The organism is Kineothrix sp. MSJ-39 (assembly GCF_018917935.1).
Taxonomy (GTDB): domain Bacteria; phylum Bacillota; class Clostridia; order Lachnospirales; family Lachnospiraceae; genus CAG-194.
This window is the reverse complement of sequence record NZ_JAHLPN010000009.1, coordinates 96,894-115,460: the sequence shown is the minus strand read 5'-3', so window position 1 is coordinate 115,460 and position 18,567 is coordinate 96,894. Positions and strand designations below refer to the sequence as shown.

Genomic DNA, 18,567 nt, shown 5'->3' with positions numbered 1-18,567 from the left:
CTACCAGAAGAAATCCCCTTCTTTTACTGTCCATAATCCAGGTTTTTATCCCTTTTTCTTATGTCCATTTTTAAGGAACCCTTCTTCTTATTGCGTCCACTTTATTGGGTATATTTTACTCTGCTCCATATTATTTTCCTTGATCTTATCTGCCCGTTCTTCCAAACTCTCAACCTTCCGCATAGCCGCCTTGTACTCCGGCAAGGTCAGATTATCACGGCTGACACCGAGAACGTCAATCTCTATTCCCTGTTCCCGGCAAAGCTCCGTCAGATATTCACGCTCTCTTTTCTGCCATGCAACAGTTTCATTCTCATTCCGGCTCTTTGCCTTATCGAATCCCATCTGCTGCAACGCCTTTGTCAGGCTGTTCCGTGTCTCCATGCCGGACTTATATCCATGCGCCACCGGGATATAATCCATGTGCAAATGCGGTGTTGCCTCGTCCATGTGCAGCACACAGTTGAACAGATACAGGTTCGGATTTCTCTCCTGAAATGTCTGTGCATATTTTTCAAGAACCTTCGCCGCCTTTACGGCTTCTTCTGTCATGCAGCCTTTACCATCTACAACTGCCGTATCATTTTTAGAGCCGATCTGCACCACATTCTCATAAAATACTTTCTCTTTATTTTTGGAATTTCTGATCTCCGTGATATAGTCATGCTTCTGTCGATCTTTTCGTTTCTGCCTGGCATTGTAGTCCTTTAGTGCCTGTCCAAAACAGGTATCGTAAGCTGTTTCTATGCTCTCTTTCACATAAGTCCGGTTCCAGTCCGTCCGCTCCGGCACTACGTTATTGCTGATGAAATCTCTGTTGTTGTGGCTGATATGCCCTCTGCCTTTTACAAATGATATCGTCTTTCCCACTGCTTTTCGCCTCCAATCTCTTACTCTCAAACTAGCTAAAGTCTTGTTACTTCTGTCAGAAGTAACGCCTTATTAGTTTTGACACTACGCATCAAAACTAGGCGCTCTCCGAGGGCTCTCATGCGCCGAGGGCTTCTTGGGGATAACCACAACACTGGCAACGCACATGTAAGTACACATCTGCCACCAGTGCCACGATTATCCAATGTCACTCCTTATACCCTTGCTCTGACATATTCCAGATCACAGAAATAAGGAGTGCCAACGAGATACCAGTCATGACTGCCATCATCGTTCCAGCACATTTCCATACGAGTCGGTACCCATTTGCCATCTACCATGGCCTCAAGCCCCTCCCCGCAGTGAAAGCCGCTGTGCACCCACAGATCTGACACAAGCAGTCCATATCTGTCATTTACGCTGTTATATCCAAGTCGTCCTGTTGTCATTATGCATTACCTCCATTTTCTTTATACTCCGACGATTATTTCATCCATCAATAGGAACGTCCATGCTCCTGTCGTCACAATACTCTTTTGCCGTTTTCCCTGTTTACATTGTTTACAACTTCTGCATCATGCGTATTCACTGTGTTTCTTCGTAAACAGAATTGTTTACCATCCCGCATACACAGGCTGTAAACAGAATTTGTAAACGGGGATCAAAAAACTTATTTTTTGTCAAATGGTGTTTCTGCGTATTCTGGTAATTTATGAAATCCATCTTTATCTACAACTCTGCGCCAGCCTCTCTGTATGCCATATTCCGCAAATCGGTGGGATGATATTTTCTCCCATCCGGAAATACTGTTGTTCATGACATTATTGATTTCCTTTAATTCCCAGTCCTTCGGCGTATCATATTCATGGTCAAATGCTTCCTTATAGATCATGGTGCTGCACACATAATCCTGTGTCAGTTCATCCAGCCACAACTGGATAATTCCAACTTTTGCATCCTCCGGCATAAATTCTTTCTGCATCTGACGCAGATAGATTTCTGTATCTTTGGACAACTTCAATTCATGCTGACCGCTTCGATACAGCTCCATTGCCTCTGCCCATGCCTGAATGATATAATTTCTTGCCTCTTTCTCGTCCTCCAGAATATGCTTCTCCACCCTGTCTGGGTGTACAAGTATCGGTGCAAATCTACGATTACCGGTTCGATCAAGAGGAAGGAAATCCATACTATTGGAAGTACCAACAAATACACATTGTCTTGGTCTGTCTTCCGGATGCGTTTCATATGGAATTTTATAAGTTTCTTTCTGCCTGCTGATAAATGACTTGATATCTTCAATACTTTTTGCATTCACAGTAGCCATCATCTCAGACATTTCAATAATCCAGTGTCCCTGCATCTTCCGATACACATTGTCATCATCCATACGTTTCAGATCATCCGAAAACCATTCATCATTGATTGCAAGAAATCGGAAAAATGTTGACTTTCCTGCGCCCTGTCCTCCTACCAGACACACCATAATTTCATACTTACAGCCCGGCTCATATATCCTATGTATCGCTGCCAACATAAGAAGCTGCATGATTTCCCTGGTATAGGCAGCATCTTCAGCTCCCAGATATTTGGGGAGCAATTTTCCAATACGCTGCTTGCCATCCCATTCAAGTCGTTCCAGATACTTTCTAATCGGATGATACCGGTTCTCACTTGCAATGATATTCATCGCTTTGTTAATGTTTCTCTCATTTTTTAATCCATACTGTTTTTCCAGATACCAATGCAGCTGATAAACATCTGTATCCGTCACGCTGCAAGATGTTCTTTCCCACCCCATCTCGCCAACAATATCAATTTTTCCTGAAAGATCATTTTTCCTGATTGCGCCTTTCAACAAAGGATCTCTTTTGAAAACCGTCATACAATTATCAATACTTTGGCAAACATTTCCCTTATCATTTCTTACAAGATCAGTCCGGATATCCTCAATACTGCTCATTTCATCATCAAGCACTTTCCCGACATCGCTCCACGATACTTCTGTGCCATTTGCTGACATTTCCTGCAATATTCTCCACCTCTTTTCTGCCCTGTATAAATAATTCTTTTTGATCCTGCTCACTACCCATACAGAGAATATCAAGCCAATAATTAATGATTGGCTCTGCATGAAGCATCATGGCATAATTATCAGAAAACGTTACATCTGGTGTCTTAGCACAAAGTACCTGTCCACTATCATCAATCTGAACCAGTGCTTTTTTTAACAATTCTATCGTTTTCCTACGCCACCTTGAAAATCTTTTCTTGATTCGGATAATGCGCATGCGCTCCTCTTTTTCCCTGTGAAGTTTCTCTTTTTCTTTCTTACTCATTGTTTCTGTATGAATTGACAAGTTAAAATCCTCAATCAATTTCTTTGCTGCATCATACTGGGATAATCCATACATTCTTGCCGTGTAATCAATCGCATCTCCGCCCACCCCACATGCAAAGCAGTGATAATTTTTATCCACCTTCATGCTCGGATGTCTGTCATCATGGAACGGACAACAGGCAGTGCCATTTCTACGAACATACAGTCCATAACTTTCTGCCACCTGTCTTGCGGTTAGATGCTCTTTCACTTCTGAAAATATATCCAAATTACAAATTTCTCCTTTCCTGCGGAGAAAGCCTTTGCTATAATAAATTTGTTGTGGATAGAAAGGCTTTATCCTTTTTATTCTGTAATGTCCCTGTTACCAGCAGGGGCATTTTTCTGTAATGCTATCAATTCCTTTACCAAAGCCTTCAAAAGCAGTTCATTCTCTGAATTCTCATTGTTCAACTCTTCACAGATCCGCTCCAACACCTTTGATAATCGAAATGACATATAACTGCCTGACACCACCGTAATCTCCTGTCCCAGCACAGCCTTTCGATAATACTCACCTTTCGGCACTCCCGACAGTATAATTTTTGCTTCGACCTCTGCTTTTTCTTCATCACTCAACCAGAAAGCGATTGTGTTATGCCGAAATCTGTCCTCTCGTTTACATGCCATCTTCCTCACCCCGATTCACTTTTCCGAGCCTGTCCGCAATTCTTTCTTGTGCATCTCCCGACTGATGGCAATAGGTTTCAATCGTTGTTGTTACCTTTCCATGCCCCAGTCGCTTGGCAATCTCTATCGGACTGACCCCCATCTGTACCAGCATACTTGCATGGCTGTGTCTGGTGCAATGCACTGTAATTTTCTTCACTCCCGACTGCTTTATGCCACGCTCCATTTCATGTTCAAAGAAGCTCTTTGTTCTTCCTGCAAATAATCTGGTTCCCAGTCTCGGACGATAAAGCGTATCAATATACTCTCGAATTTCATCCTGCAACTCCTTATGAATTGTGATCACTCGTACCGAACTTTCTGTCTTTGGAGCTGTAATCAAATCCTCCCCGTCAATTCTTGCAAGTGACTCATCTACACGTATCGTTCCGTGCTCAAAATCCACGTCTTTCACCTGCAAGGCAAGTAACTCTCCGATACGCATACCTGTCCAGAACAATATCTGAAATGCCATCCATGAATCTCTTTTATCTATGATTGCATCTGAAAATTTCTGAAATTCTTCCAATGTCCAATATGGTCGTTCATCTGCTTTGCTTTTTCCCATACTGCCTGCTTTGTGGCATGGATTGGATCGCAATTCATAAAAACGCACCGCATAGTTGAGAATGGAACTAAGCTGATTATTGATCGTCTTCAAATAAGTAGGCTTAAATCCCTTATCAATCATCGCTCCCTGCCATTTGCGTATCATAGGTGCTGTGATTGCATTGATTGGTGTATTTCCAAAATACGGGAGCACCTTGTCTTTCATCACGTATTCCTTCTGTTTCATGGTGGTTTTCCGCAACCGCTTCTCCATGTCTGCCTTGTATATCTCCCAGAAATCGTTCAAGGTCATGGTCGGATCAGAAGTTTGCTGCATTATAAAATGTGCATACCATTCCTCAGCTTCTTTCTTTGTTTTAAAACCTCGCTTCTGAGATTTTTTCTTGGTTCCTGTCCAGTCTGTCCAACGATACTGAATATGCCATGTGCCATTCGGATCTCGTTTTGCACTACAACTCATGCTCCCACCTCCTTTGCTCCTCCATACCACTTCTCACGAAAATACTCCACCGGAATCTTGCCTGCAATTGTAAGGAAGCCTTTTTCAGACAGTTCCTTATTCATTTCACGCAATATTTTGTAGGATTTTCCCATGCTCACACCGAGCATATTTGCAATGTCTTCTGCACTGTAATAAATTTTTTCGTTCATACTGTTTCCTCCATTTTATTTCTTTTGTTTTTGTTACGTATCTTTTGATACGTCTTTATAGTAGCGTATCTTTTGATACGTGTCAACATCTTTTTCATGTTTTTATTTATCTTTTCCGTATCATATGGTAAAATCAAGTTACATTTGGTGCACATATATGTAACATGTTTTAATAAACAGGAGGGAACACAATGACTGTCGGTGAAAATATACGACGAATCCGTCTAGAAAGAGGACTTACCTTAAAACAATTAGGTGATATGGTTGGCGTAAGCGAATCCTATATCCGAGCCTATGAAAGTGGACGCAGAAATCCCAAGCTATCCTCATTGGAAGCATTGGCTCAGGCTCTTGCGGTAAATGTTGAAGTCTTAACAAATTCAGATTTTGACGGCGTGAAAGCCATGCATAGATTGTTTCAGGTTTTCCGTCAATACAGTGGTGAGCTTTTTGAATACCAAGACAAGGACGGAAATGATATGGTCGGCATTAGTTTCGGATCATTAACCTTGATGCGATCATGGTTAGAGCGGTATGAAGAATATATGGACGAAGTTGAAAAATGCAACGAAATTAAGGACGTTAAGAAGCGTGGAGAAGCCCTGTTGCAAGCAGAAGCTGACTTCAACCTTTGGATGGACATTTATCCGGAATCAGAGCCATGGCAGGATCGACTGGACATGCAGAAATCGCACGATGAGATTATGGATAAGCTCGGATTAAACCCGAAAAATTAAGAAACCAGGTATCAAGAGGTATCAAAAATAAATTTTTGTACCCAAAACGTACCCATTCGCACTAAAAAAATCCCTACAAAGCCCATAAATACAGGCTTTGTAGGGATTTACCTATTTATTCAAACTCAATCGTTCCTGGCGGTTTACTCGTCAGGTCGTAGAATACTCTGTTGACTCCCTTTACTTCATTGATGATCCGGCTCATTACGGTCTGCAGGACTGCGAACGGGATTTCTGCAGCTTCTGCTGTCATGAAGTCTACTGTGCAGACTGCACGGACTGCAACAGCGTAGTCGTAAGTACGCTCATCACCCATAACACCGACAGATCGCATATTGGTAAGGGCTGCGAAGTACTGGTTTGGCATCCATGGTGCTTCCTTACCGTTTTCTGCCTTGTAGGCTGCTGCCGCTTTGTCTATTTCCTCGCGGTAGATCGCATCTGCATCCTGCACGATACGAACTTTTTCCGCTGTGACTTCGCCGATGATGCGGATGCCAAGTCCCGGTCCAGGGAATGGCTGACGGTATACGAGGTATTCCGGAAGTCCGAGCTCCAGACCTACCTTTCTGACTTCGTCCTTAAACAGGTTGCGAAGCGGTTCTACAATATCTTTAAAATCTACGAAATCAGGAAGACCGCCCACATTGTGGTGGGACTTAATGACTGCGGATTCACCGCCAAGTCCTGATTCTACAACGTCAGGATAGATCGTTCCCTGTGCCAGGAAATCTACCGCACCGATCTTCTTTGCTTCTTCTTCAAATACACGGATAAATTCTTCTCCGATGATCTTTCTCTTCTGCTCCGGTTCTGTGACACCGGCTAATTTATCATAGTAACGCTGCTGTGCATTGACACGGATGAAGTTAATATCGAAGCTGCCGCCTTTTCCGAATACGGCTTCTACCTCGTCGCCTTCATTTTTTCTGAGAAGACCGTGATCTACAAATACACAGGTAAGCTGTGGACCGACTGCCTTTGCCAGAAGTGCTGCAAGTACGGAAGAATCCACACCGCCCGAAAGAGCTAAAAGCACCTTGCCGTCTCCGACCTTTTCACGCACATCTTGGATCGTATGCTCTACGAAAGTATCCATCTTCCAGTCGCCGACGCAGCCACAGACACCACGTACAAAGTTTTTGATCATCTCTGTACCGTTTACCGTATGCAGAACTTCCGGATGGAACTGGATCGCATACAGATTTTTCTCTACATTCTGTGCTGCAGCGATCGGGCAGTCTGCTGTATAAGCAGCAACCTCAAATCCCGGAGCGAGCTCGGAAATACGGTCAAAATGGCTCATCCAGCAAATGGATTTGGAAGGAAGTCCTTTGAACAGAACCGCGTTTTCCATGTAGTTGATCTCTGTCTTGCCATACTCACCGACTTCCGGTGTGATGACCTTTCCACCGAGCACATGCATCATAAGCTGTGCGCCGTAGCAAAGTCCGAGTACCGGAATGCCAAGCTCAAACAATTCCTTGGAATACGTAGGAGAATCCGGCTCATAACAACTGTTTGGCCCTCCTGTTAAGATAATACCCTTCGGGTTCATTTCCTTAATCTTTGCAATGTCTGTTCGATAAGAATAAATCTCACAGTACACATTGCACTCACGGACACGTCTTGCCACAAGCTGATTATACTGTCCACCAAAATCTAGCACGATCACGGTTTCTTTTTTCATGTGAGCCTTTTCTCCTTTTTCTATTAGTTAATGTCTATCATATAAGTTGTATTATACGTATCCTCATAATTCTTGTAAAGCAATATTTTGCACAAATAGCTGTCTGTAACTGGCACATAATCTGTCAAAATTCCATGCGGCATTGGCAGGACTCGTCGATGGCAGGCGTCTGATCTCCGCCTTCGTCTGCTCCTGACAATACTTCTGGTACAGCTCACACGCTTTATTTCCATTTCCGGCTATGATGCGGATCTTCGTTTTTTTCAGCAGCCCTGCAATATCATTCGGTACAACGTCTTTGATACTGCTGTCACTGGAACCGATGATGCTGCAGCTTTTGATCACGTCCCAGACCGCAATGTGGTTTCGGAGCAGGAATGCTTTCTTTTCTTCGGTCGTAACAGGCAACTGCTCTCCTGTAACTGCCGCAAGCACTTTCCAGAAACGGTTTTGCGGATGCCCGTAGTAAAAATGCTGCTGTCTGGATTTTACGGAGGGAAAAGTGCCCAGGATCAGTATTTCCGAATCCGCATTGTAAACCGGTTCAAATGTATGTGTAAGTGTTTCGTACTCTCCCATGATCCACGTGATCCTTTCCTTCTATATTTATAGCAATATGTTGCTAGATTTTCACGTTCTCCTTACCCTGCCAGATGCATCATGTCAATGAGTATGAGCATGACCAGTCCGTAATATACGACGATCGCAACCAGATCATTGATCGTCGTGATCAACGGGCCGGAAGCAACTGCCGGATCAACTCCTACCTTTTTAAACAGCATCGGAACAATCGTACCGATAAGACTGGATACAACCATTGCACCGATCAGGGATACACCGACACAACCGGAGATCAGGAAGGAAAAAGCAATGCTGTAATGTTTAAATAGGAAGATATACAATCCTAAAAAGACCAGTGCCAGAATACCGAGGAACGCCCCGTTGAAGAATCCGATCTTGCATTCCTTTCCTATTAAAAGGAGCTTTTGTTTTGTTGTCAGATTTTCGTCCATCAGCACACGGATCGTTACGGCAAGTGACTGCGTTCCGACATTTCCCGCCATATCCAGGATCAGGGACTGGAAACACATGGCGATCGGTAAGACCGCAACAACCGTTTCAAACGCACCGACTACAGTCGATACCGCCATTCCGAGAAACAGCAGGATGATCAGCCAGGGCAATCTTTTTTTCATGCTTTCCTTTGTTGTCTCATGTAGATCCTCTTCCGCAGTCAAACCGGCGAGCTTTGCGTAATCATCACCCATTTCGTCATCGACAACCTCAATGATATCCTGCGCTGTGATAATACCTGCAATACTGTGATCTTCCAAAAGGACAGGAATAGAATCCTCCGCATAATCCTTGATCTTTTCGATACAGTCACTGATCTTTTCATGATCCATGACATACGGATAAGATTTACTGATCAGATCGTCAAGTTCGGTATATTCCCTGGCAATGATCAGATCCTGCAGTTCAATGGCTCCGTAAAACTTGCCTTCCCTGTCTGTTACATAGATCGTGGAAATGTTATCGTTTTCTCCCGCCTGCTTGACAAGCTCACGCATCGCCTGTCTGACAGTCAGGTCCTTATGGATCACGATGAAATTTGTCGTCATCAGACTACCGATTTCATCGTCCTCATAAGACAAAAGCAGTTTAACATCCTCTCCCGCTTCTTCGTCCAGCATGGCGAGGATCTTGCTCTTTTCTTCTTCATCCAGCTCTTCGAGCATATCGACCGCATCGTCGGAATCCATTTCGGAAACAAGTCTTGCCACACTTTCCAGTGACAACTCCTTTAAATATGGCTCCGCATCGTCTACATACGCAAAGATCTCTGCCATGCGTTCCATGCCAAGTGCCGCATACAGTTTTTTGCGTTCCTGCTCAGTCAGAGACTCCAGACTTTCTGCAATATCATTATCATGGTAATCGGATAACCGGTCAGCCAGTTCTTCCTTGGAATGATTGCTGCGGATGATCCGGATCAGTTCTTCTACATACTTCGTCATCGTATCTTCCTCCTTATAAAAAAATAATGCACCATAGAACAATTCATACGGTGCAGGAAAAAAGATACAATAATAGTATGCCCTATCTCAATTTCAGCATAACAAATAACAGGAAATTTCTCTGGATTTCCCATCATTCAAAAACAGCCGCCGATCAGACATACGCAGCCATCTGTATTCTTTTTCAGAACTTACACCGTATTTCGTACTTCGACTATTACCGTCAGGGCTGTCCATGCCTGTCACCTCCTGTTTTTTGAATACGCAAGCAGTATAACACCGCGTTTTTTCATTTGCAACCTGCTTTACAGAATATTTACAAACCGTTTACCTGTTTTCACAAGCATTCCATCTTATTGTTAGTTATGTCAAATTCTCCTATAATTTCAAATATTTTTATTGATTTTACGCGTTTATAATGTATAATAATAAGCGGAGAGTGCGCGGCTGCGGGCTTCTCTTAAAAAGGCTTATTACCTGCTCTGCAGGTGATGCAATAATACTATAAAGAAAGAGGTAAAAAAAATGGCAAACATCGATTTAACCAAGTACGGTATTACCGGAACAACTGAAGTTGTCTACAACCCTTCTTACGAAATGCTTTTCGAAGAAGAGACAAAAGCTGGTCTCGAGGGTTATGAAGTAGGAAAGAACACAGAGCTTGATACTGTTAATGTTATGACAGGTATCTACACAGGCCGTTCTCCTAAAGACAAATACATCGTTATGGATGAGAACTCTAAAGACACAGTATGGTGGACATCTGATGCTTACAAGAATGATAACCATCCAATGCCAGAAAACGTATGGACAACAGTAAAAGACATCGCTAAGAAAGAGCTCTGCAACAAGAGATTATTCGTAGTTGATGCATTCTGTGGCGCAAACGCTGATACAAGAATGGCAGTTCGTTTCATCGTTGAGGTTGCTTGGCAGGCTCACTTTGTTACAAACATGTTCATCAAACCTACAGAAGAAGAATTAAAGAACTTCGAGCCTGATTTCGTTGTATACAACGCTTCTAAGGCTAAAGTCGAAAACTACAAAGAGCTCGGTCTTAACTCTGAGACATGTGTAGCATTCAACATCACAAGCAGAGAACAGGTTATCATCAATACATGGTACGGCGGAGAAATGAAGAAAGGTATGTTCTCTATGATGAACTACTACTTACCACTTAAGGGTATCGCTTCAATGCACTGCTCTGCTAACTGCGATATGGAAGGTAAGCATACAGCTATCTTCTTCGGTCTTTCAGGAACAGGTAAGACAACACTTTCTACAGATCCTAAGAGACGTCTGATCGGTGATGATGAGCACGGCTGGGATGACAACGGCGTATTCAACTTCGAAGGTGGATGCTACGCTAAGGTTATCGGTCTTGACAAAGAATCTGAGCCGGATATCTACAATGCAATCAAGAGAAACGCTCTTCTTGAGAACGTTACTGTTGCAGCAGACGGAAAGATCGACTTTGATGATAAGAGCGTAACAGAGAATACTCGTGTTTCTTATCCGATCTCTCACATCAACAACATTGCCGCTGAAGTAAATGGTGTATCTGCAGGTCCTGCAGCTGACAACGTAATCTTCTTATCAGCAGATGCGTTCGGCGTACTTCCTCCAGTATCTATCCTGACACCAGAACAGACACAGTACTACTTCTTATCAGGATTCACAGCAAAACTTGCTGGTACAGAGCGTGGAATCACAGAGCCAACACCTACATTCTCAGCTTGCTTCGGACAGGCATTCTTAGAGCTGCATCCTACAAAATACGGCGAAGAGCTTGTTAAGAAGATGAACGCTAACGGCGCTAAAGCTTATCTTGTAAATACAGGATGGAACGGAACAGGAAAACGTATCACAATCAAAGATACACGTGGAATTATCGATGCTATCTTAAATGGCGACATCAAGACAGCTCCTACAAAGACAATTCCTATGTTCAACTTCGAAGTTCCTACAGAACTTCCTGGAGTAGATTCCGGAATTCTTGATCCTCGTGACACATATGCAGATGCTTCTGAATGGGAAGTAAAAGCAAAAGACCTTGCTGAAAGATTCCAGAAGAACTTCGTTAAGTATACAACAAACGAAGCTGGCAAAGCTCTTGTAGCAGCTGGTCCTCAGTTATAAGATCTAAACTGATTTTTTGGGGCTGCCTTATGGCAGCCCTATATTTAAAATAAAGGAAAAAAGGAGAACAATCATGAATCTTTCACCACTTCAGAAAGCAAGATATGAGTACAGCCCAAAGCTTCCGGGCATGCTCAGAAATGGTATCGCAGAAATCTGCGTTAAGGAAGGTGCTGACACACAGAGCGTAGCTGATCAGGATAAGATCAAAGCTCTCTTCCCTAACACATACGGTAAAAAGGAAATCACATTTGAAAAAGGACAGAATACATCCGTTGCTAAAAAGCAGGTTGTAGGTGTTATCCTTTCCGGCGGACAGGCTCCTGGCGGACACAACGTTATCACAGGTCTTTATGATGCATTAAAGGCTACAAATCCTGACAACGTACTGTACGGCTTCAAGGGTGGCCCGGACGGACTGTTAAAGAATGACTATGTTGTATTTGATGATGCTTTCATCGATGCATACAGAAATACCGGTGGTTTTGATATCATTGGTTCCGGCAGAACAAAACTTGAAACAAAAGAACAGTTTGCTATCGTTGCTGAAAATGCAAAACAGAACGGTCTGACAGCTATCGTTATCATCGGTGGTGATGACTCTAACACAAACGCTGCTACACTGGCTGAGTACATGGCAGCAAACAATACAGGTATTCAGGTAATCGGATGTCCTAAGACAATCGACGGTGACCTGAAGAATGAAGATATCGAAGCTTCCTTCGGTTTTGATACAGCTACAAAGACATATTCAGAGCTGATCGGTAACATCGAAAGAGATGCTAACTCTGCTAAAAAGTACTGGCATTTCATCAAAGTGATGGGACGTTCCGCTTCTCACGTTGCTCTGGAATGTGCACTTGAGACACAGCCAAACATCTGCTTAGTTGGTGAAGAAGTAAAAGAAAAGAAAATGTCTCTTTCTTCTATCGCAAACTACATCGCTGATTCTGTAGAAAAGAGAGCAGCTAACGGAGATAACTTCGGTGTTGCAATCATCCCGGAAGGTATCGTAGAATTCGTTCCTGAATTCTCTGTACTGATCGCTGAGATCAACGAGCTTCTTGCAGGCAGCAAGACAGATGCTTTCAACGCTCTTCCAAGCTGGAATGACAAATATGAATTCATCAAAAATGGTCTGACACCTGCTTCCTTTGCAGTATTTGATCTGCTTCCTGTTGGTATCCAGCAGCAGTTATTCTTAGAGAGAGATCCTCACGGAAACGTACAGGTTTCCCTGATTGAATCTGAAAAGCTCTTCTCTGCACTTGTAAAAGACGAGCTTGCAAAGAGAAAAGCAGCAGGCACATACAACGGCAAGTTCAGCCCACTGCATCACTTCTTCGGATATGAAGGAAGATGTGCATTCCCATCTAACTTCGATGCAGACTACTGCTACTCACTTGGTTACAACGCATTCATGCTGATTCAGTATGGTTACACAGGATACCTTTCAAAGGTTTCTAACCTGTCTAAACCGGCTGAAGAATGGGTTGCAGGTGGTATGCCTATCACAAAGATGATGAACATGGAAAGAAGAAACGGTGAAGATAAGCCGGTTATCAGAAAAGCTCTTGTTGAGCTTGATGGCAAACCATTCAAATACTTCGAAGCACACAGAGATGCTTGGGCTGTTGAAACAGCTTTCACATATCCAGGTGCTATCCAGTATTACGGACCTTCAGAAGTTTGTGATCTGACAACAAGAACACTTGCTCTTGAGCAGAACTAATCTTCTACGCTATTCATGCAATGCAAACGTTCACCTCGAATACGCTTCGCTTCTTCTCGGTGACGTTTGCATTCTTATAACATAAAAAAGAGATATGATATTCTTCACAAGTGAGAATACCATATCCCTTTTTTTATGTTGCATGAATCGCTCATTCGTTCATCTTTGCCAATTTAGCTGCCTGGTCAGCGGCGATGCAGGCATCGATGATCTCCTGGATATCTCCATCCATGATCTTATCAAGCTTGTACAGTGTCAGGTTGATACGATGATCGGTCACACGTCCCTGTGGGAAGTTGTAAGTACGGATCTTTTCGGAACGATCTCCTGTTCCGACCTGGCTCTTACGAAGCTCTGCTTCCGCATCATGTGCCTTCTGCTGTTCTAAGTCATACAGCTTGGTACGCAGCAACTGGAATGCCTTTGCTTTATTCTGGATCTGTGATTTTTCTGTCTGGCTGTAGATCACAATACCGGTCGGGATATGTGTCAGACGAACCGCAGAGTCTGTTGTATTGACACACTGTCCACCTGCTCCCGAAGAACGGCAGACATCAATTCGGATATCCTTATCATCAATGACAACGTCTACTTCCTCTGCCTCCGGCATTACCGCAACGGTAATCGTGGATGTATGGATACGTCCGCCGGATTCTGTTTCCGGAACACGCTGTACACGATGTACGCCGGATTCATATTTCAGCACGGAATATGCGCCCTGTCCTGTTACCATGAAAGTAACGGACTTCATACCGCCGATTCCGATCTCTTCCATTTCCATCGTCTCGACCTTCCAGCGTTTGCTTTCCGCATAATGCACATACATACGATAGATCTCTGCAGCAAACAGGGCTGCTTCATCACCGCCCGCGCCTGCACGGATTTCTACAATAACGTTTTTATCATCATTCGGATCCTTTGGAAGCAGCAGGATCTTCAGTTCATGCTCTAATTCTTCAATACGCTTCTTTGCTGTGTTCATTTCTTCTTTCAGCATTTCACGCATTTCCTCGTCGCTTTCTCCCTCCAGCATGGAAAGGGAATCCGCAACAGTTTCCTTACATTCTTTATATTCTTTATAAGCATTGACGATAGGTGTCAGATCACTCTGCTCCTTCATCAGTTTGCGGAATCTCGCCTGATTATCCGCAATCCCCGGAGAACTGAGTTCTCCCATGATCTCTTCATATCGGATCAATAAATCCTCTAACTTATCAAACATTTGAACTTCCTCCAAGAAATGTGCCATATACGACTCTGTCGAGCCCGGCATAATCTTTTACTACTGCTACCTCTGTATATCCGTTTGCCACAAGAAGTGCTTTTACAGCCTCTCCCTGGTCATAACCAATCTCAAAAAAGAGCTGACCGCCTCGTTTCAAATGATGCTCTGCCCCTTTTATGATCTCTCTGTAAAAATACAGACCGTCTTCTTTGCCATCCAGTGCCAGATGCGGTTCGTGCTCACGCACCTCAGGCATCAGCCCCGCGATCTCCTGTGATCTGATATAGGGCGGATTGGAAACGATCAGATCAAAGCTGCCCTCTACCTTCTCAAACAGATCACTCTGTATAAATACAGCCTGCTTTTCCGCAAGCCTGTCTGCATTCTGTCTGGCAACTGCAAGTGCATCCTCGGATACATCGACGCCAACGCCGCTGCAATCATTGGAATAATGCAAAAGGCTCAACAAAATACAGCCGGAACCTGTACACATATCCAAAATTCGGATCCCGTCATGCAGATCACGCATGATCTCTTCCACCAGAATTTCTGTATCCTGTCTGGGGATCAGCACATGTTCATTGACCAGAAAATCCAGTCCCATAAAATTCTGTTCCCCCGTCAGGTGTTGCAGCGGGATATGGGTTGCCCGTTTTTCGATCAGTTGCAGGAAATCCTGCATTTTTTCATCTTCTATTTCCAGATCGCCATGCGCATATAAGGCATTTCGATCCGTATGACATATAAATTCAAGCAAAAGTCTGGCATCAAGCTCTGCATCTGTGATGCCTGCTTTTTGTAATTGTTCTTTTCCGATTTGATAGAGCTTTGCGTACTGCATCTTGTCACCCTATCCTTATTCTGCTTTCCCGTTTTCTGTATCTGGTTCCACAGCATCTGCAATTGTATTCTGCGTAGCATCATCTGCAGTTTCAGCCGCAAGTTCTTCCGTGATCTTCTCTGACTCTGCTTCTACTTCCATGGCATCGTCCACATCATAGCCAAACTCGGTCTTAAAATAAGCCTTCCAGTCAAATACAGCTTCTACCGATGCGATCGCCACTTCGATCATATCCTCATCCGGCTCTTTCGTTGTCAGCTTTTGCAGCCAGAGCCCCGGTGCGGAAATGATCCGTACAATGATGTTGTTGCTTCTGCCTGCAAGACGGATGATCTCATAAGAGATGCCCGCGATCACAGGGATCAGTAAAATACGGAGAACCACACGTAAAACAGGCTGTTCCACACGAATGAAGAAAAACAAAATGATGCTGACCAGCATAACAAACAACAGGAAACTTGTACCGCAGCGTTTATGCTGTCTGGAGCTTTTCTTGACATTCTCCACATTCAGGATTCTGCCCTTTTCGATACAGTTAATACATTTATGCTCTGCACCATGATACTGGTAAACCCGTCTGATGTCTTTCATCAAAGAGATCAAAGATACATACAAAAGGAAAATAAGGATCCGGATCAGTCCTTCAAACAATGCCAGCAATGTCTCATTGGCAACCACTTTTGCCAAAAAGCCTGCCAGAAAATACGGAAGCAGCATAAACAGTGCAACCGCGATCACAAGCGATAATGCAACGGTAATGCCCATCAGCACATTTTCCGCTTTCTCGCCAAAAAGCTTATCTCCTAATTTATCCAGCGCAGTATCTTCCTCCTCTTCTTCCTCATAAAAGGAAGCGGAATAGGTCATGCATTTCATGCCAAGTACAAGAGAATCCCAGAAACCGAACACACCACGGATGAACGGAAGCTTTGTCCATTTGGCTGTCCTTGGCTTATATTCCTCTGTCTTGACTTCTATCTTTCCATCCGGCTTACGGACTGCGACTGCATAGGTATCCTGATTTTTCATCATAACACCTTCCAAAACCGCCTGCCCGCCAATACCGGAGTAATGATCGATCGTTTTTTTCTTAGTCATTTCTATATCTCCTCTCGAAAATCCCACTACTTCTGATTTTCTCGATGCATATCGGATAAAACTTTCTCGTCACCATAAGAACAAAGAATGTGCCTTGGCACATTCTTGCGCCTGCGGCGATCGCTTGCGACATCTACATTGTACGCCGCAGTGCGCATCCCCACGGAGCGTTTTTGTGTAATAGGAACGAAGTTTCCTATTACACAAAAAAAGGTTGAGATAAGAAATCTCAACCTTTTACGTCAAACTATTTACTAACAACGCCGTATTTCTTATTAAACTTATCAATACGTCCATCAGTTCTAGCTGATTTCTGCTGGCCTGTATAGAATGAATGGCACTTAGAACAAATTTCAACGTGGATATCTTCTTTTGTTGAACCTGTTACAAATGTATTGCCACAGTTACAGGTTACAGTTGCCTGATAGTAGTTTGGATGGATTCCTTCTTTCATCTTTTTCACCTCTCTATATGAATTTACTTTCGTTTCTACATAAACAGCTTTATTATTGTATCATAGGCTTTCCGCTATGGCAAGCCTTTTTTATTAAATAAATTTAATTTTCTGTATCATCTTGACAAATTCATCGTTATTTCTCGTTCTGACAAACATATCGATGACCTTTTCCACTGCTTCATCCGGCTTCATGCTGTTGAGCGCCTTACGGATCACATTGATCGCCTGCAGTTCTTCTTCGGAAAGGAGCAGATCCTCACGTCTTGTACCGGACTTCGGAATGCTGATCGCCGGGAATACACGTTTTTCGGAAAGTTTACGGTCAAGTACCATTTCCATGTTACCGGTTCCTTTGAATTCCTCGTATACCACATCATCCATCTTGGAGCCTGTCTCTACCAGTGCCGTTGCCAGTATGGTAAGGCTTCCGCCCTCTCTCATATTTCTGGCTGCACCAAAGAAACGCTTCGGCATATGCAGAGCCGCCGGATCCAGACCACCTGATAAAGTTCTGCCGCTCGGTGGAACGGTCAGGTTGTAGGCACGTGTCAGTCGGGTAATGCTGTCAAGCAGGATCGTCACATCCTTTTTCAGCTCTACCAATCTCTTGGCACGCTCAATTACCATTTCGGATACACGCTTATGATGTTCCGGCAGTTCATCAAATGTAGAGTAGATCACTTCTACATTCGGACCTTCGATTGCTTCTCTGATATCGGTTACTTCTTCCGGTCTTTCATCGATCAGAAGGATGATCAGATGCATATCCGGGTTATTTGTCTTGATAGACTTTGCTACCTCTTTCAAAAGGGTTGTCTTACCTGCCTTTGGCGGTGATACGATCATACCACGCTGTCCTTTACCGACCGGGCTGATCAGATCCATGATACGCATGGCAATGGAAGATCCCTTTGTTTCCATCTTCAGTCTCTCATCAGGGAAGATCGGTGTCAGGTCTTCAAAGCTGATCCTGTGCTCCAGTTCCGCCGGATGCAGCCCGTTGATCTTTTTGACATATAACAGTGCACTGAATTTTTCTCCCTGTGTCTTTACTCTTGTGTTACCGGTGATGATGTCACCTGTTTTCAGCCCGAATTTGCGGATCTGGCTTGGTGCCACATACACATCATTTTCTCCCGGCAGATAATTGGCACTTCGGATAAAGCCATAGCCATCCGGCATTACCTCTAAGATTCCACCAACTTCCACGCCGCTGTCCAGATCCGAGCTGAGCTTTTCCGGATTTATTTTACTTTTTTCATCTTCTGCAAGCATTGCTTCCACAACATCTGCTTTTTTCATCGTGGAAACACCTTTGATTCCTCTGGATTTTGCAATTTCTTTTAGATCTGCTAATGCCAGAGATTCATACTTTTCTCTCATCAAATTTATTACCTCCTGTTCCAGCCAGATTCTATCCCGTCATCTGCTCCGTTATTTGCATATTATATTCGATTCTAAACTCATTGGGGATTTCGCCTGCATATAAC

At 43.6% G+C, this 18,567-nt stretch carries 18 protein-coding genes; 3 read left to right on the top strand and 15 right to left on the bottom strand.

Going from position 1 to position 18,567, the window contains the following annotated elements; translation table 11 throughout:
* Nucleotides 1-87: 87 nt before the first annotated feature.
* The 7 genes from KQI22_RS07825 to KQI22_RS07795 form a co-directional block, all read right to left on the bottom strand.
* Nucleotides 88-870 carry a plasmid recombination protein gene (locus tag KQI22_RS07825; RefSeq protein WP_216551524.1) on the bottom strand — a complete coding sequence of 261 codons (783 nt, stop codon included), beginning with the start codon at nucleotides 868-870 and terminating at the stop codon, nucleotides 88-90.
* A gap of 215 nt (nucleotides 871-1,085) precedes the next feature.
* On the bottom strand, nucleotides 1,086-1,319 hold the full coding sequence (locus KQI22_RS07820; protein ID WP_216551523.1) for a DUF5348 domain-containing protein: 234 nt from the start codon (nucleotides 1,317-1,319) through the stop codon (nucleotides 1,086-1,088).
* 221 nt (nucleotides 1,320-1,540) lie between these two features.
* Entirely contained in the window at nucleotides 1,541-2,833 is a 1,293-nt protein-coding gene (locus KQI22_RS07815) for a virulence-associated E family protein (RefSeq protein ID WP_216551531.1), read from the bottom strand.
* Nucleotides 2,834-2,840: 7 nt separating this feature from the next.
* Entirely contained in the window at nucleotides 2,841-3,479 is a 639-nt protein-coding gene (locus KQI22_RS07810) for a CHC2 zinc finger domain-containing protein (protein ID WP_216551522.1), read from the bottom strand.
* Between the two features lie 77 nt (nucleotides 3,480-3,556).
* On the bottom strand, nucleotides 3,557-3,880 hold the full coding sequence (locus KQI22_RS07805) for a plasmid mobilization protein (protein WP_216551521.1): 324 nt from the start codon (nucleotides 3,878-3,880) through the stop codon (nucleotides 3,557-3,559).
* Nucleotides 3,870-4,949 carry a site-specific integrase gene (locus KQI22_RS07800; protein WP_216551520.1) on the bottom strand — a complete coding sequence of 360 codons (1,080 nt, stop codon included), beginning with the start codon at nucleotides 4,947-4,949 and terminating at the stop codon, nucleotides 3,870-3,872. Before KQI22_RS07800 ends, KQI22_RS07805 begins: the two co-directional genes overlap by 11 nt.
* Complete coding sequence (locus tag KQI22_RS07795) at nucleotides 4,946-5,140, bottom strand: ICEBs1 excisionase (protein ID WP_216551519.1); 195 nt, start codon at nucleotides 5,138-5,140, stop codon at nucleotides 4,946-4,948. Before KQI22_RS07795 ends, KQI22_RS07800 begins: the two co-directional genes overlap by 4 nt.
* A 191-nt stretch (nucleotides 5,141-5,331) precedes the next feature.
* On the opposite strand from KQI22_RS07795, the gene KQI22_RS07790 reads away from it, so the two are divergent.
* Nucleotides 5,332-5,877 (top strand): helix-turn-helix domain-containing protein, encoded by a 546-nt coding sequence (locus tag KQI22_RS07790; RefSeq protein WP_216551518.1) that lies wholly within the window; start codon nucleotides 5,332-5,334, stop codon nucleotides 5,875-5,877.
* Between the two features lie 115 nt (nucleotides 5,878-5,992).
* Here KQI22_RS07790 and guaA read toward each other — a convergent pair whose 3' ends face one another.
* From guaA to mgtE, 3 genes are all read right to left on the bottom strand, one after another.
* On the bottom strand, nucleotides 5,993-7,567 hold the full coding sequence (gene guaA / locus KQI22_RS07785; protein WP_216551517.1) for a glutamine-hydrolyzing GMP synthase: 1,575 nt from the start codon (nucleotides 7,565-7,567) through the stop codon (nucleotides 5,993-5,995).
* A gap of 63 nt (nucleotides 7,568-7,630) precedes the next feature.
* Nucleotides 7,631-8,146, bottom strand: a complete 516-nt coding sequence (locus KQI22_RS07780) for a DNA-deoxyinosine glycosylase (protein ID WP_216551516.1) — start codon at nucleotides 8,144-8,146, stop codon at nucleotides 7,631-7,633.
* Between the two features lie 62 nt (nucleotides 8,147-8,208).
* Entirely contained in the window at nucleotides 8,209-9,585 is a 1,377-nt protein-coding gene (gene mgtE / locus KQI22_RS07775) for a magnesium transporter (RefSeq protein ID WP_216551515.1), read from the bottom strand.
* 525 nt (nucleotides 9,586-10,110) lie between these two features.
* Between mgtE and pckA the strand changes: the two genes are divergently transcribed.
* A complete protein-coding gene (gene pckA, locus KQI22_RS07770) occupies nucleotides 10,111-11,724 on the top strand; it encodes a phosphoenolpyruvate carboxykinase (ATP) (protein WP_216551514.1) in 1,614 nt (537 codons plus the stop codon).
* Nucleotides 11,725-11,797: 73 nt separating this feature from the next.
* Nucleotides 11,798-13,456 (top strand): diphosphate--fructose-6-phosphate 1-phosphotransferase, encoded by a 1,659-nt coding sequence (locus tag KQI22_RS07765; RefSeq protein WP_216551513.1) that lies wholly within the window; start codon nucleotides 11,798-11,800, stop codon nucleotides 13,454-13,456.
* A 151-nt stretch (nucleotides 13,457-13,607) separates the two neighbouring features.
* Here KQI22_RS07765 and prfA read toward each other — a convergent pair whose 3' ends face one another.
* The 5 genes from prfA to rho all read right to left on the bottom strand — a co-directional run bounded on the left by prfA (nucleotide 13,608) and on the right by rho (nucleotide 18,460).
* Nucleotides 13,608-14,678, bottom strand: a complete 1,071-nt coding sequence (gene prfA, locus KQI22_RS07760) for a peptide chain release factor 1 (RefSeq protein WP_216551512.1) — start codon at nucleotides 14,676-14,678, stop codon at nucleotides 13,608-13,610.
* Nucleotides 14,671-15,522: a peptide chain release factor N(5)-glutamine methyltransferase gene (gene prmC / locus KQI22_RS07755; protein ID WP_216551511.1), complete on the bottom strand. Its 852-nt coding sequence runs from the start codon at nucleotides 15,520-15,522 to the stop codon at nucleotides 14,671-14,673. The genes prfA and prmC overlap by 8 nt, the downstream gene beginning before the upstream one ends.
* A gap of 15 nt (nucleotides 15,523-15,537) precedes the next feature.
* Entirely contained in the window at nucleotides 15,538-16,620 is a 1,083-nt protein-coding gene (locus KQI22_RS07750) for a DUF1385 domain-containing protein (protein WP_216551510.1), read from the bottom strand.
* Nucleotides 16,621-16,867: 247 nt separating this feature from the next.
* The gene (gene rpmE / locus KQI22_RS07745) at nucleotides 16,868-17,074 is read right to left on the bottom strand and encodes a 50S ribosomal protein L31 (protein WP_022003681.1); all 207 of its coding nucleotides are present in this window, start codon (nucleotides 17,072-17,074) and stop codon (nucleotides 16,868-16,870) included.
* 93 nt (nucleotides 17,075-17,167) lie between these two features.
* Nucleotides 17,168-18,460, bottom strand: coding sequence for a transcription termination factor Rho (gene rho, locus KQI22_RS07740; protein ID WP_216551509.1), 1,293 nt, complete (start codon nucleotides 18,458-18,460; stop codon nucleotides 17,168-17,170).
* Between the last annotated feature and the right edge of the window lie 107 nt (nucleotides 18,461-18,567).